The organism is Paraburkholderia tagetis (assembly GCF_022213065.1).
In the GTDB taxonomy this organism is placed as follows: Bacteria; Pseudomonadota; Gammaproteobacteria; order Burkholderiales; family Burkholderiaceae; genus Paraburkholderia; species Paraburkholderia tagetis.
On record NZ_JAKLJA010000033.1, the window covers coordinates 1 to 13,380 of the forward strand.

The following is a 13,380-nucleotide window of genomic DNA, read 5'->3' on the forward strand; positions in this document are numbered from 1 at the left end:
ACTGACCACCCGCGTCACTGCTTAAGTGCTCGCTTCCGTGTGGAACGAGCGCTCGCGTGTTCGTGGAAAACCTGCTCGGCTACGCGTGGAATCCGCGCTCGGGTGTCGTGGAATACGCACGGAAGGCTGCTTCGGTCATGAGCCAGCGATAAAAGCGCACCACGGCGCCCATGCGACGCCTGGCGACGCCGGGAGACAGTTCGCCTGCCTGCACGGCCAGCTTGATCGAAGCGCTATAGCGGTAGGTCGGACGTTGCCGCTTGTTCACCGGGAACGTCAACCACTCGATGCCCTCGTCATCGAGATAACGACGGAACGCCACCAAGTCGTCAGCGATGCTGGCGAACGTCAGCATGTTCGGCGACGACTTCGACTCCATCATATCGATGAGCCAGACGTTCGCCTCAGCCCACGGCGCGCCGTCAGCGAGCCGGACAACAGGGAAGAGAGGGAAGGTGCCTGCGACCCACTGCGGGCGGGCGTCGCGTCGCTTGCCGGTGTCGGGGTGTGCGAGCGGGACCGTGTGATAGATGGCGCCGCCCTCGGGTTTGGTGATGCTGACCGGCGTCGCGCCGGGTGTGTCGCGGTCAACGACCTCGGTCAGCGGCAATTGCCGGATGGTCGTTCGTCTTGCCGTCATTGTGCAGATCCTCAACTGTGTTTGTGAGGATGTCCGCTTTAACACCGCCTGCGAGTATCAGCAAATCGTTCTTCACTTGCGCATATTCCCTGGAAAATGCCGGCCGACCTCCGCTGACCCGCATCACTACCACACCTCACGCGCTCCGCCACCTTACTCTGAGGGGCGTCGTTCGTGGATCGCATACGGTTAATCTCCTCTCGCAGATCATCATCATCACGAGCTTCATCACCCGGGCGGGACATGGGCAGCTCGATATCGCGGACATCGAACGCGTTGAGCATGGCCTCGGAGAGGTGCTCAATCAGGCAGACCACACTGGCGTCTGGAATGTGCCTGAATCGTTGATTGACGGTCTCACCGCCGTTGTCAATGAATACGACCGCGCGCTCAGCGTGACCCGAATGGAGATCGTAGTGAGGGCGAGTGATTACCTCGGAAAGCTGGTGGGTAGGGTCGCGCATGACACCCGCACCAACGACAGTCATCTCCAGGTTGCACGATAACGTCGTCAATGCGCCCCGTCGCGCATTCGCACATCAGTCTGCTCATGCGCATTAAAGGCTGTCGGTGAACAAGGACGGGCGGACGTGAGAGAGGCTCACGCGAACGTCATACGGTTATTCTGGCACCTGATGGTAACCGGCCCCCATAGACGGGCACCAAAACGCCGGGCTTGCATCACAGGGAAATGGAGTCGCGTGCGGTACAGCCTGCGATGGTCGGCAAAAGCGCGCAAGCGCTCACAACAGAACAACGACAGGTGTATCGCGCGCTACACTGAGTCCATAACCCTGCATAGCCCTGCGCACATTGCATGCGCTCCCGGCAACCACATCTCCGAAAGATAACAGCATGGACATCCGCGTTGCGTACGAACATAGTCTCGCCACGGCGCCTGAGGACTTCATCGTTCAGGTGCCTTCGCAGCTCGTGACCGATATCCCCGCGAACGTGCCGCGCGCCCTGCTGCCGGAGTTCATCGCGAACCTGATCGTCGAACGCTCTCCGGCAATCGGAAAGATTCGCAATCTCAGGATTCTCTAGCGGGCTTTTTTTTAGCGGTGATGCCTGGGCGTCGACAGGCGTTGTGCCCAACCTCCTGAAAACTCAGAAGAGGCTCTGTTGCCGGATATCGCGCGCGGGAGGCAATGACGGTTTCTGGCGTCGCGCGCCCGCGCGCCGGCGAATGACACGACGTACATGGGCGATCAGCTCGAAGCTCCCGTTCGCAAAACTGAGCGTGAGCCGGAACTGCGTCAGCCCATCCGGTCCGATACCGGGCTGCACCCGCAGCGACGCACGCATGTCGAGCCGGCGGGCGCGGTCCACGAGCTGCGCGCGGCTCATGCCATTCCATGCGGCCGCGATCAGCCGACCCACCGCCGGAGGAACCGACTCGGGTGGACAGTCAACTGGCAACGCGAGAGATACGAGCGCGAAACGGTAAGCCATTGGGTTGACGGCGCGGCGCTGTGTCCGCACCTCCTCACGTACAAACATGGCGCGCCGCTCTCATTAAGGCGACGCGCGAAGGGACCTGAGTAATCAGTCGTAGCGGGCCGCAAATGCGGCGTGGCCAGCCTGTCGCTCCGCCAGCGACGACTGGATCGCCCTTTAGCGGTTACGCTGCTGCGACTTCAGGCGCGGCAGCAGCCTCAACTGCGGCCGGTGCCTTTCTGGCTGCAACCTTGCGCGGCGCCGAGGCCTTTTTCGCGGGTACTGCGGCCTTGCGCCCACGCACACCCTTTGCCGGAGCCGCTGCTGCACGGCCCGCCTTGTTCGTGGCGACTGCCGTCTTCGCCGCCTCTTTCGCCACGACACGCTTTGCGCCTGCCTTTTTCGCAGCTACCTTTTTCGCAGCAGCCTTCTTCGCAGGCGCGGCCTTTGCGTCGGCAGTCCTGGCCGTTGCCCCAGCTTCAATCAGGAATTTCGAACGATCCTTGACGTCGCGAATCCAGAGCGGCGCCATACCACGGCCCGACCACGTCGCGCCCGTTTTCGGATCCGCGTATTTCGGTGCAACGTGATGTACGACCGCACCCGGAGCTTTTGCTGCCGCCTTTGCCAGCGTCGTCCCAGGTTTGCGACCGCGTCGTTTTGCAACAAAGCCTTCGATATCAGCGACACTCAGTCCGTGCTTGTGCATCAGGTCACGGATTTTCGTCAGGCCCACCGACGACTGTTTTTCAGCAATCGTGGCCGCCTGTTTTTGCAGCTTGGCAATTTTCAAGTTGATTGCGTCCAAAGTAGCCATATTCCAATTCTCCCTGTGAGTTTTTCGACCAGGCGATCCTGAAACTTACCTGGCGTGTTTGCCAGGCACTTCGAAGTTTGGTCTGCCCGGCAGCGCTGACGCCATCGTCAATGATGGTGATTATGACTTTATCAGTACGCTCGTGCAAACTGAAAGCCCAGCGCCCCAGCAGTTCCCGTGTCACTGGACGTTAAAACCTGAGTTTGATTCTCCATTTCCCAGACACGTACCCCGCGTTTCGTCGCTCGCGTGACCGATACTCTATTCCGTGCACGAACTCATGAGTGAAACACAAGATTACAAACTGTGCGGGCGCTAACCAGGCAGCACCTTCCGGTTGATTTATACTGTCTGAAAAGAAAGCGACCGTCAGTCGCGGCGTTTTCGTGTGCTGTTCCCAACAGAGCGCCGTTCGAGAATACCCCACCCACTTCGCTACCGCAGCATGGCCTGCTGGAGTCGGGCGTTATCCTGGCGGCACGCGGTTTGCAATTACCTGTCCAACAACAGCTTGTTGTGCGGAGAATACCGAATGGATGAAAGAAAGCGCGATAGCATCGTGGCCTATCTGCGCAGACGGATGGCGGAATTTGGAATCAGACCGGAAGACATCGCGACTTCACTTGCGGCAGATCAGGCGCGTTTGCGGGCGGTGCGTTTTCGCGACGCTTCCGGTAATACATGGGATGGCAACGGCGCTGCGCCACAATGGGTAGTCCAGGCGATCAGCGCTGGACAGACTCTTGAGCATTTCGCCATTGATGGGGCGCCGAACCGGCACGCAGACAAGCGCACTGGCGCCGACTGGCACAATGACCCGTTTGCTGGCACCCGACTGGCCACAATCAGGACAGAGGGCATTCCCGCCGCCTGAGGTGATGATCAAGGGTCAGCCAGGATCTGAAGCCAGACCGCCTCTTCCTTGCGCCAGGATCGTGGACGTGCGCGAGTTGCGACTCGATGCCGATCAGGAATAGTGCTTCCACCAAGGGGCAAAAAGCCACGAAGTACGCGATGCGCGCGAGCTGGCCAATGACTGGAAATACACCGACTGGAGCGCGCCTGAAGAGCCAATGCGACGGGATCATGGCGAGGGGCAAGACTTCTGGCGCCCCGTCCTTCGCTGGATCTGCCGCACCTGTTTCAGACACGTCCGACTCTGGAGCGCAGCCGGTATCGTCAATCAGTTGCAGCGCGCGATCTGCACCGGCAGGCTCGCGTATGAGCGCGCACGGCGCCGCGACGAAATGATCGTGATATCCGGCTCGTTGATGCTGCTGGCAAACATGGTAGTTGCAAGGCATGCGCAGAGGGTGCGGGCGCCCCTTGACCGCCGGTGGAGCAATGGTGAAGGGATCGGCTACGACGGGTTGTGACGGGGCACTTCGCGTACCTAAATTCTCCGGCGACAGTCCCATGTCGCAGTCAGCCCCGTCAAGACGACTCCGGGCTTGCCGCTAAAAGCGGCTTCAGGAGCCCGGCGTCGCCATGTCGCCTGTCGTTCCGGACGCATCGGTTTTCATCCCGCTCTTCCGCTTGAACCAGTCTCCGAATGACGAGTCATCTAACGCGTATTCCCCGCGGGCCGAACGCCAGACCAGGTCTTTCTTGCGGAGTGCGTCGAGCGCCTTCTGGATGTGAGTCGCGGCGAGAGTCGAGCCCACAATCCGCGAGCAGGCGGTGATGGTCACTTCAGAGAAGGGTTCGAATTGTGGTCCGCCTTCGACAAGCAGGCTGAGCACCGCCTGCTGCGGCCTGCTCAGGTTGTCGTACGCCCTCGAATACTCGTCCCAGATTTCATCCTGCCGTGCGATCGCCCCTCGAGCCAGCCGCTCTCCAAGACTGTGTGCGGCGCCTTCATCCAGGGCGATTTCCGAAATGATTTTCTTCAGGATCTCGGGGCGGTGGCCCACCAGCTTGAACGCGTCAAATACGGCATCCGGTTCAAACCGGTTGTCTTCTGCCAGGTGCTGATTGATTCGCCCGGTGTACCAGTCAACGTAGTCGCGACCAAGAAACGGGAAAGGTTGGACAGAACTTCCGTAGAACGGCTGCTTCTTCGTGAGCACGAGGTGCAGGAGTTTGTCGCGATGTGAGCCCGTGCATACGATGAAAAGTCGCCGGGCACCGTGCGCATCGACGCCGACGGTGTCGCGCGCCGACTTGAGCGAGAACATCAGGTCATCGGCAGAATTGAGTACCTCCTGCGCTTCATCGACGACGAGCATCACCGGCTTGCCGGCTACTTCGGACAGTGTTCTAAGGGCGACCGCGAGTGTCTTGCCCTCCGGTGCGCCGACGTTTTCAAGCCCGAAATCCTCAAGGGTTACGGCCGCGGCGCTCATGCCGGACTTCAGGGCAAGTTCGTCGGCAACCCGGCTTTGCTCGATGCGCAGCGCGTTGACCACGGCCGTCGCGACGAGTCGCGTCGGCGGGGTCTGCTGCGACTCCCACAAGTCCACATACACCGGCAGCCATTGCCTCAGGACGGCCTCGGGCATCAGGTCGCGCCGGAGAAAGGTCGTCTTGCCGGTGCGCCGCGGTGCGGCCAGGAACAGGCCTGAACTCGCATCCACAAGCCCGTCGCCCGTCAGTGCGTCGCAGTAGTCTGCGGCCAGCTTTTGTCTGGTGAAATACGGCGACATGGCAATTACCCATGATTATCTATTGACGGATAAATTATACCCATAAAAGATAATTTAGTATAACCCAGAGGACAAGCGATCCGACTGGCGTCCCAGCCACAGTCGGCGAGGGATTCTGGCTAGATTCCGCGCGGCGCAATGACGACTCTCAGCGTCTCAAACCGTGTCGCGGTTTTCTCGAGATCCCGCACGAGACCGGCAGGATTCTTGACCCGAAGCTGCGGATCATAGACGAAGCAAACAAGGTGTCGGGCTTCGGGATGCTCGGAATATCGCCTGATATCAACGAGCAACTCGTCCGCGAGTTTCTTGTCCGTCAGGTTTTCACGCGTCATTTTCGTTTCGACCGCAATGCCCGGACCGACCAGGACGAAGTCGATGCGACTGTTCTGTGCCGCGACGGACGGAGAAAACTCCTCATCACGGACATCGTCGAAGTCCGCAGCAAGCACGGCCGCAAGGAGGTCCTGGACATCGTACTCGTCGTCAACGGCGATCGTCCGGCGGTTTGCATGACGCCGCGCCAGTCGCCTCGCGACAAGGTGGAAGCGCTGGCAGATCTGCTCAATGCGGGCGACGGCGTTGCTGGCGTTACCCGAACTGGATACGTGTTCAGCCCACGGATAGGCTGCGCCACATTGAGGACAGCGGTTGGGTAACGACCAGTTTGCGACGATGACGCCCGGTGCCCTGGGTTTGCCAGGAATGCGTGCGTTGCAGTGAATGCAATGACCCAGCAGGGGCTCCCCGCAGATGAGGCATCGTCCGTCCGGGGGAGCTCCGTTGGGGTCGAACTGGTCCGTCCGGACATGGCCGTTCCGGCACACATATGTCTGAGTTTCCTGCACCACGGTCATCTGCTGTCGTTACCCGAATCTGGTGATTCTAAAGGAGCGTTAACTGCTCGCGGATCATTCACCCCGCGGCCAAACCGTTTCAGAACGCGATCTGGCAGCAAGCTACCGGCGCTTTCTGGCTCGTGAACGGACGCCATGCCTGGCGACGCACGGATCTGGACGAGCCCCGAACATGTCCCGGGATGCGCAATTACCGTTAATTATCCGCGTAACGATAATTTATACCATGCTGCAACATCCTTCCCGGGGCCCGGCAATCGACCACGCGCCGACCGCTTTCGGCACATCCGCACGCTACCGGCCCGGAAGTCGCATTCCACCGGCACATCCGCAGGGTGACTTTTCTGGATAGACAGGCTACGATACCTGTACATCCATACAGTATTCGAGATCATCATGGCGCAGCCGCTACTCAATCTCGAGGCGATCCACCCGGACTTGTGGAGGGCCTCGCAGCTGGGTTCGGCGCACGGCCGCACGGTACCGAGCGGCCACGAGGCGCTCGACGCTGAGTTGCCGGGCCACGGCTGGCCGACGGGGGCCTTGACCGAGGTGATCGTCCCGCAACCGGGCTGCGGCGAACTGCGTCTGCTTAAAACTGCGCTTGAAGCCGTCACAACCCGGCCGGTCTTCATGCTCCAGCCTCCGCATCGGCTGCAGCCGGCAGCATTCACCTGGTGGGGTGTGGGCGCTGACAACATCCACGTGCTCAAGGCTGCCACGACAGCCGACAGCCTGTGGGCCGCGGAGCAGATCCTGCGTGCCGGAACTGCAGGGGCGTTGCTGTTCTGGCAGCAGCAGGTCCGCCCGGAGGCGCTGCGCCGCCTGCACCTCGCCGCACAGTACGCGGACACATTACTGTTCCTCTTTCGTCCAACCGCGGCGGCGAACTCAACCTCGCCCGCTCCGTTGCGTATCGCGATCGACGCGGCGCCCGACGGCGTGAACGTCTCATTCATCAAACGCCGCGGACCGCATCGCGACAAACCCGTGTTCGTAGCGCTCTCCCCTTCGCCTGTTCTCCTGAATCGTCATGCACCACTGGATCGGCGTTCATCTGCCACGCCTGCCCATCGAGAGCTTCTGCCCAACCTGGTACATGCCGGTGTCTGACAACGGTTTCGTTGTTCTGGAAAAGGGCCGCGTGCTCGATGCCGACGCAGCCGCGCGGGCGCAGGGCGTCGTCGATGGCATGCGCCGTGGCGGCGTGCTCACACTTGCGCCGAACGCGGACCTCAGGGAGCGTGAACTCACGCGTGAAGAACAGACGGTACGTGGCGTCGCGTTCGCCCTGCTCCAGTTCACGCCAAATGTCGTGATCGCCGGCGAGAACGTTGTGCTGGCCGATGTGACCGCCAGCCTGCGGCTTTTCGGTGGCCTGCGCGCGCTTCGCCGGCGCGTGCGCCGCACAGTCGCGGATTTCGGCGTGACGAGCACGGCTTCGATCGCACCGACCGCCGAGGCAACCTGGCTCATTGCGCGTGCCGGTGGTGGCGTTGCGCTCACACAGCGCTCCCTTTCGCGTGTACTAAAACGCATCCCTCTGGGCGTGCTGCCGGCCGCGAGACGTTTCGCCGAATGGTTCGATGGTCTCGGGTGCGCAACGATCGATGACGTGACGCGCCTGCCGCGTGCGGGACTGAAAAAGCGCTGCGGCACCGCGCTGCTCGATGCCCTTGACCGCGCGAAGGGCGAGGCACCCGAGGTCCACGAATGGCTCACGATGCCGCCAGCGTTCGATGCCCGCGTCGAGTTGCCCGACCGCATCGAGCATGTTGAAGCGACACTCTTCGCGGCGCGCCGGCTCACGCTGCAGATGACGGGCTGGCTTGCCGCCCGCCAGCTTGCGGTTGCGCGTTTCGTTGTCTCGCTCGAGCACGAGCGCGGCCGCGAGGCGATTCCTCCAACGGACGTGGAAGTTGCGCTGGGCGAGCCGACGTGGCACGAGGAACACCTCGTCCGGCTGCTGAAGGAGCGACTCTCGCGGATCGAACTCGCGGCCCCGGTCATTGCACTCAGGCTCGAAGCGAAGGACGTGCGGGAAGCCGAGGCTCCGAGTGGCTCGCTGTTTCCCGAACCCGGAGGATCGCCCCAGGATCACGCGCGCCTCATGGAGCTGCTCACGGCACGGCTGGGTTCAGGCAATGTGATGAGAGCGGCACCCGTCGCCGACTTTCGGCCGGAAGTCGCCGCGCAGTGGGTGCCGGTCAGCAGCGATACCCAACCCTCGCGCACGGATTTGCCGCGTGACCTCCCACGCCCGGCATGGCTCCTTGAAGTGCCCATCCAGCTCATCGTGCGCGGCCATCGTCCGTTTTACGGTACGACGCTGCGGATGGTGTCGCCCGGAGAGCGGATTGAATGTGGCTGGCAGGACGGCCACATCGTGACGCGCGACTACTTCGTCGCCGAAGCCGAAAACCATCTTCACTACTGGGTATTTCGTGAGCGCGTCGGCAGTCGTGATGAGCGCGAGCCACGCTGGTTTCTTCACGGCCTGTTTGGCTGAAATGCGGGCGTTGCCACAGGGGCGTTACCGCTGTGATCCAGTTGTCCGCCGGGAGTGCGCTTTTGCGCTGAACCGCGCTCAGACATCCTCTGGCGGGATCGTCGTGCCGCCGCCTGGTGGACGCTCCGGATCCCGTCTGCCCGACTCAGGTGACCGGGTTGTGAGGAACGGGTGACGGCTTCGAGTGGGCGTCAGGACGTCGGCCTCCCGGTCACCATGGCAGTCGCCTTCTTCTGAACCGCGGAATGCCAGAACCAGAGCGCTCTGTCGACAACGCTTTCCTGTTACTCGTTATCCGGAAATCCGCTATCGGAAATCTGATGTGTGCGCGATCCCGTCGACAGAAGCCGGGGCGGCTCGAGAACGATGCCCCACGCGGTCAGCAAACCATCAAAAGACAGCTGGCCGGCCTGCGTTCGGGGTGTGGGCAAGGCGATGCCGGTCGACCGATAGTGAACGCGGTCCTTCGCGCTTGCGCCCGAACGCACGATGCGCTCAAGTGCGCCATTGCGCAACGCGTACTGCACGGCGTCAGATGCCGTGCGCGACTTCATCAGTCCGGACGCCACAATCTCGCTCACCGTCGCGCTTGCGCGTTCGCGAAACCACGCGAGGAGTACCTCAGCGTTTTCGTGCGTGCTCATGATCGGACTCTCCCTGCGCGCGGGGCTTTGCCGCACGATATGTGTATTGACTGTCAATCCTCTATCCGGCCCTTCACCTCGGACTATGCAATGCCGCGGTCACGCGCCTGCAAACCGTCAAGAGTCTTTCGGTTCATCGAAGGGGACGTGTTCACCCGTCGACGACTGCTTGCCAAGCTTGCTTTCATTTTCCATCGCGTCCTGCCACGCCAGCATCGCGTTCGCGACGGCGTCCTTCTCGCCGCTGAAGGAGAGCACCGTCTCCCCGCACGACGGACAGATGCCGCCGAAAGCCGCCTGGATACCCGCGATGTTTCGCGTGTCGAGCGCGTCGAAATCGCTGAATGCGGTCTTGCATGCACCGCACACCAGCTTTTCCGGACGCAACGCGTCGATCTTCGCCTTTGCCTGCGCGATGCGTTGTTCCTGCGTGCCGCGCTGTTTTGCCTGTCCCATCGTTTGTGCTCCATTTGCTGTGAACCGGTCGTGGCCCGATTTTCCGCGATGTTAGCCCGCCGGAGTCCGGTTCATTCCCGGGAAAGCCGATATTTGGGACAGCCAGCCGGTTTGCGCTAGAATACCACTGTATAAATATACAGTGTCGAGGGCGGAAAGTCGGAATCAGGGCGTCCAGGTCCAACGGATCGGGTGCCGGCTGGGCCGCGCGCGCAATTTATGCCTGCAACTGACTTTGGCGGACTGCCGGCGTATGCCGAACTCGAGTGTGCGTCGAATTTCTCCTTCCTCCGTGGTGCCTCGCACGCCGACGACATCGCCGCGCGTGCGGCGCAACTGGGCTATGCGGCAATCGCCGTCACGGACGAGTGCTCGCTGGCCGGGGTCGTGCGCGCGCACGTCGAAGCGAAAAACGCGGGTATCCCGTTCATTGTGGGGTCCAAGTTTGCGCTGACGAATGCCGACGGCTCGCACGCCTTGCGCTTGACCGCCCTTGCCATGACGCGGGAGGGCTACGGCAATCTCAGCGAGTTGATCACGCTCGCGCGCATGCGCGCGGACAAGGGTCGCTACCGGCTCGCCACACGCGACCTGGATCACCCGGAAGCTTCTCACGGACACCTGAAGGGACTGCCGGACTGCATTGCGATCCTCATCCCGGCGTACCCGGCCAATGAAGCGCGCCTTGATGCGCAACTCGAATGGTTTGCGGCGACGTTCGGTGAGCGCGCGCGGATCGCACTGACGCTTCATGCCCGCGCGATGGACGACCTTCATCGCGGCGCGATCGAGCGGGCTGCTGCACGCCATGCCGTGCCCGTAGTGGCGACCGGCGCACCGGTCATGCACGTTCGCTCGCGCAAGCCGCTTCAGGATGTGCTGACTGCCATCCGTCTCGGACGGCCCGTCGCCGAGTGCGGCTACGATCTCGCGCCGAACGCCGAACAGCATCTGCGTTCACGTCTGCGTCTGGCCAACCTTTATCCCGCGCGAGCGCTGGCCGAGACGGTCGAGATTGCGCGCCGCTGCACGTTCTCTCTCGACGAGCTCCGCTACGAATACCCGGACGAACTTGTGCCCGAAGGCTTCACGCCCGAGGCCTACCTGCGTCAGGAAACCTACATTGGCGCCCACCGGCGCTGGCCAGCGGGCATTCCCCACAAGGTCCAGGCGCAGATCGAACACGAACTCGCACTGATCGCGGATCTGAAGTACGAGCCGTACTTCCTGACTGTGTACGACATCGTGCGATTCGCACGCAACGAGGGGATTCTCTGCCAGGGACGCGGCTCGGCCGCCAACTCCGCGGTCTGCTACTGCCTGGGCGTGACCGAGGTGGACCCCGCACGCTCGTCCATGCTCTTCGAGCGCTTCATCAGCAAGGAACGCGGCGAGCCGCCAGACATTGACGTCGACTTCGAGCACCAGCGGCGTGAGGAGGTGGTTCAGTACATCTATCGCAAGTACGGGCGCGAGCGCGCGGCGTTGACGGCTGCCGTCACCACCTACCGGCCACGAAGCGCGCTGCGCGAGTCGGGCAAGGCGCTCGGCGTTGACCTGGCCATCGTCGACCGGGTTGCCAAGGCCCATCACTGGTTCGACTCGAAGGAAGACCTGCTCAGCCGCTTTGAGGAAGCGGGCCTCGACCCACAGGCGCCACTCATTGTGCAGTGGGCGGAATTCGCCACCCTGCTGCTTGGCTTTCCGCGGCATCTGTCGCAGCACAGCGGCGGGTTCGTCGTCAGCCGCGGCAAGCTCTCGCGCCTGGTGCCCATCGAGAACGCCGCGATGGTTGACAGATCAATCATCCAGTGGGACAAGGACGACATCGAATCGTTAGGATTATTGAAGATAGACGTGCTCGCACTGGGGATGCTTTCAGCAGTGCGCCGCGCGCTGGACCTGATTTCGGAAAAGCGTGGCGAAGTGTTCGAGCTGCAGGACATCCCGGCCGAGGATCCCGCGACCTACGAAATGATCTGCCGGGCCGACACTGTCGGCGTGTTCCAGATTGAGTCGCGCGCGCAGATGAGTATGCTGCCGCGTCTGCAACCGCGTTGCTTCTACGACCTTGTGATTGAGGTGGCAATCGTGCGGCCGGGGCCCGTGCAGGGCGGCATGGTTCACCCCTACCTGCGTCGCCGCCAGGGCATCGAGCCGGTGACGTTCCCGAGTCCACAGATGGAGCAGGCGCTCGCGCGCACGCTCGGTGTGCCGATTTTCCAGGAGCAGGTCATGCAGGTTGCGATGCTTGCAGCGGGCTTTTCCGCGGGCGAAGCCGACCAGTTGCGCCGTGCGATGGCGGCGTGGCGGCGCAAGGGAGGCCTCGGCGTCTACTACGACCGTATCGTCAACGGCATGCTCGAACGAGGTTACGAGCGCGAGTTCGCTGAACAGATCTTTGCCCAGATCCAGGGCTTCGGCGAATACGGTTTTCCGGAAAGCCACGCGGCCAGCTTCGCGCTGATGGTCTACGCGAGCGCGTGGCTGAAGTGCCACGAACCCACGGTGTTCGCATGTGCGTTGCTCAACTCGCAGCCGATGGGGTTCTACTCACCTTCCCAGCTTGTCCAGGATGCAAAGCGCCACGACGTACGCGTACTCCCCGTCGACGTAACCGTGAGCAATTGGGATTGCGCGATTGAAGGTCCCACGACGCGCGATCCATTGCGGTTAGGCATGTCGCTTGTTCGGGGCATGAAGGCGGACGCGGCAGCGCGCATTGAGATGGCTCGTGCGGTCCGGCCATTCCGCGACGTCTCCGATCTCGCACGCCGCGCGCAGCTTGACCGCCGCGATCTCGAAGTGCTCGCCACCGCGAACGCCCTGCTCTCTCTTGCGGGAGAGCGGCGCGCAGCGCTCTGGCAGGCCGTCGCTGCAGTTCCCGATCGTGACCTGTTGCGCGGCGCCAGCGACGACGACGATACACCGGAGCTCGCCCCGATGACCGAAGGTCAGGAGATCGTGAGCGACTACCGTTCGACGGGTCTCACGCTCGGCCGTCATCCGCTCGCCCTGCTCCGCCCCCGCCTCGCAAAGATGCGGCTCGTGCCCTCAGATGCACTCATGCGCTATCGTAACGGGCAACTGGCGCGCGCCTGTGGCATCGTCACAGTGCGGCAGCGGCCCGGCACGGCGAACGGCGTAATGTTCATGACGCTGGAAGACGAGGCCGGCAGCGTGAATATCATCGTCTGGCAGTCCGTGCTTGAGAAGTTCCGTCGCGAAGCACTCGGCTCGTCGTTGCTCGCCGTCTATGGGGTGTGGCAGCGCGAGGGTGAGGTGCGGCATCTCGTGGCAAACCGGCTCGTTGACGTTACCGCTTTGCTGGGCGAGCTTCCAACCGTGAGTCGTGACTTCTGCTAGTGGAGA

At 62.3% G+C, this 13,380-nt stretch carries 13 protein-coding genes; 6 read left to right on the forward strand and 7 right to left on the reverse strand.

Annotated elements, in window-relative coordinates:
* Nucleotides 1–79: 79 nt before the first annotated feature.
* Entirely contained in the window at nucleotides 80–640 is a 561-nt protein-coding gene (locus L5014_RS28355) for a hypothetical protein (protein ID WP_238467120.1), read from the reverse strand.
* 29 nt (nucleotides 641–669) lie between these two features.
* Here L5014_RS28355 and L5014_RS28360 point away from each other — a divergent pair, with 29 nt between their 5' ends.
* Together L5014_RS28360 and L5014_RS28365 are read left to right on the forward strand one after the other, a co-directional pair.
* A complete protein-coding gene (locus L5014_RS28360) occupies nucleotides 670–1,146 on the forward strand; it encodes a hypothetical protein (protein ID WP_238467121.1) in 477 nt (158 codons plus the stop codon).
* Nucleotides 1,147–1,495: 349 nt separating this feature from the next.
* Nucleotides 1,496–1,687: a hypothetical protein gene (locus L5014_RS28365; RefSeq protein ID WP_213309070.1), complete on the forward strand. Its 192-nt coding sequence runs from the start codon at nucleotides 1,496–1,498 to the stop codon at nucleotides 1,685–1,687.
* Between the two features lie 63 nt (nucleotides 1,688–1,750).
* Here the strand turns inward: L5014_RS28365 and L5014_RS28370 are convergent, their stop codons facing one another.
* Nucleotides 1,751–1,990 (reverse strand): hypothetical protein, encoded by a 240-nt coding sequence (locus tag L5014_RS28370; RefSeq protein ID WP_238467122.1) that lies wholly within the window; start codon nucleotides 1,988–1,990, stop codon nucleotides 1,751–1,753.
* Between the two features lie 274 nt (nucleotides 1,991–2,264).
* Nucleotides 2,265–2,897 (reverse strand): H-NS histone family protein, encoded by a 633-nt coding sequence (locus tag L5014_RS38700; RefSeq protein ID WP_274389554.1) that lies wholly within the window; start codon nucleotides 2,895–2,897, stop codon nucleotides 2,265–2,267.
* A 532-nt stretch (nucleotides 2,898–3,429) separates the two neighbouring features.
* On the opposite strand from L5014_RS38700, the gene L5014_RS28380 reads away from it, so the two are divergent.
* Entirely contained in the window at nucleotides 3,430–3,771 is a 342-nt protein-coding gene (locus L5014_RS28380; RefSeq protein ID WP_238467123.1) for an H-NS histone family protein, read from the forward strand.
* Between the two features lie 595 nt (nucleotides 3,772–4,366).
* On the opposite strand, the gene L5014_RS28385 is transcribed toward L5014_RS28380, so the two are convergent.
* Together L5014_RS28385 and L5014_RS28390 are read right to left on the reverse strand one after the other, a co-directional pair.
* The gene (locus tag L5014_RS28385) at nucleotides 4,367–5,542 is read right to left on the reverse strand and encodes an ATP-binding protein (protein WP_238467124.1); all 1,176 of its coding nucleotides are present in this window, start codon (nucleotides 5,540–5,542) and stop codon (nucleotides 4,367–4,369) included.
* Between the two features lie 119 nt (nucleotides 5,543–5,661).
* Nucleotides 5,662–6,399 carry a DUF2321 domain-containing protein gene (locus tag L5014_RS28390; protein ID WP_238467125.1) on the reverse strand — a complete coding sequence of 246 codons (738 nt, stop codon included), beginning with the start codon at nucleotides 6,397–6,399 and terminating at the stop codon, nucleotides 5,662–5,664.
* Nucleotides 6,400–6,795: 396 nt separating this feature from the next.
* Here L5014_RS28390 and imuA point away from each other — a divergent pair, with 396 nt between their 5' ends.
* A complete protein-coding gene (gene imuA, locus L5014_RS28395) occupies nucleotides 6,796–7,512 on the forward strand; it encodes a translesion DNA synthesis-associated protein ImuA (RefSeq protein WP_238467126.1) in 717 nt (238 codons plus the stop codon).
* Nucleotides 7,433–8,908, forward strand: a complete 1,476-nt coding sequence (locus tag L5014_RS28400) for a Y-family DNA polymerase (protein ID WP_238467127.1) — start codon at nucleotides 7,433–7,435, stop codon at nucleotides 8,906–8,908. The genes imuA and L5014_RS28400 overlap by 80 nt, the downstream gene beginning before the upstream one ends.
* A 284-nt stretch (nucleotides 8,909–9,192) precedes the next feature.
* On the opposite strand, the gene L5014_RS28405 is transcribed toward L5014_RS28400, so the two are convergent.
* Complete coding sequence (locus tag L5014_RS28405; protein WP_238467128.1) at nucleotides 9,193–9,552, reverse strand: hypothetical protein; 360 nt, start codon at nucleotides 9,550–9,552, stop codon at nucleotides 9,193–9,195.
* 117 nt (nucleotides 9,553–9,669) lie between these two features.
* Nucleotides 9,670–10,008 carry a hypothetical protein gene (locus L5014_RS28410; RefSeq protein WP_238467129.1) on the reverse strand — a complete coding sequence of 113 codons (339 nt, stop codon included), beginning with the start codon at nucleotides 10,006–10,008 and terminating at the stop codon, nucleotides 9,670–9,672.
* A gap of 219 nt (nucleotides 10,009–10,227) precedes the next feature.
* On the opposite strand from L5014_RS28410, the gene L5014_RS28415 reads away from it, so the two are divergent.
* Nucleotides 10,228–13,374, forward strand: coding sequence for an error-prone DNA polymerase (locus L5014_RS28415; protein WP_238467130.1), 3,147 nt, complete (start codon nucleotides 10,228–10,230; stop codon nucleotides 13,372–13,374).
* The last annotated feature ends 6 nt before the right edge of the window (nucleotides 13,375–13,380 follow it).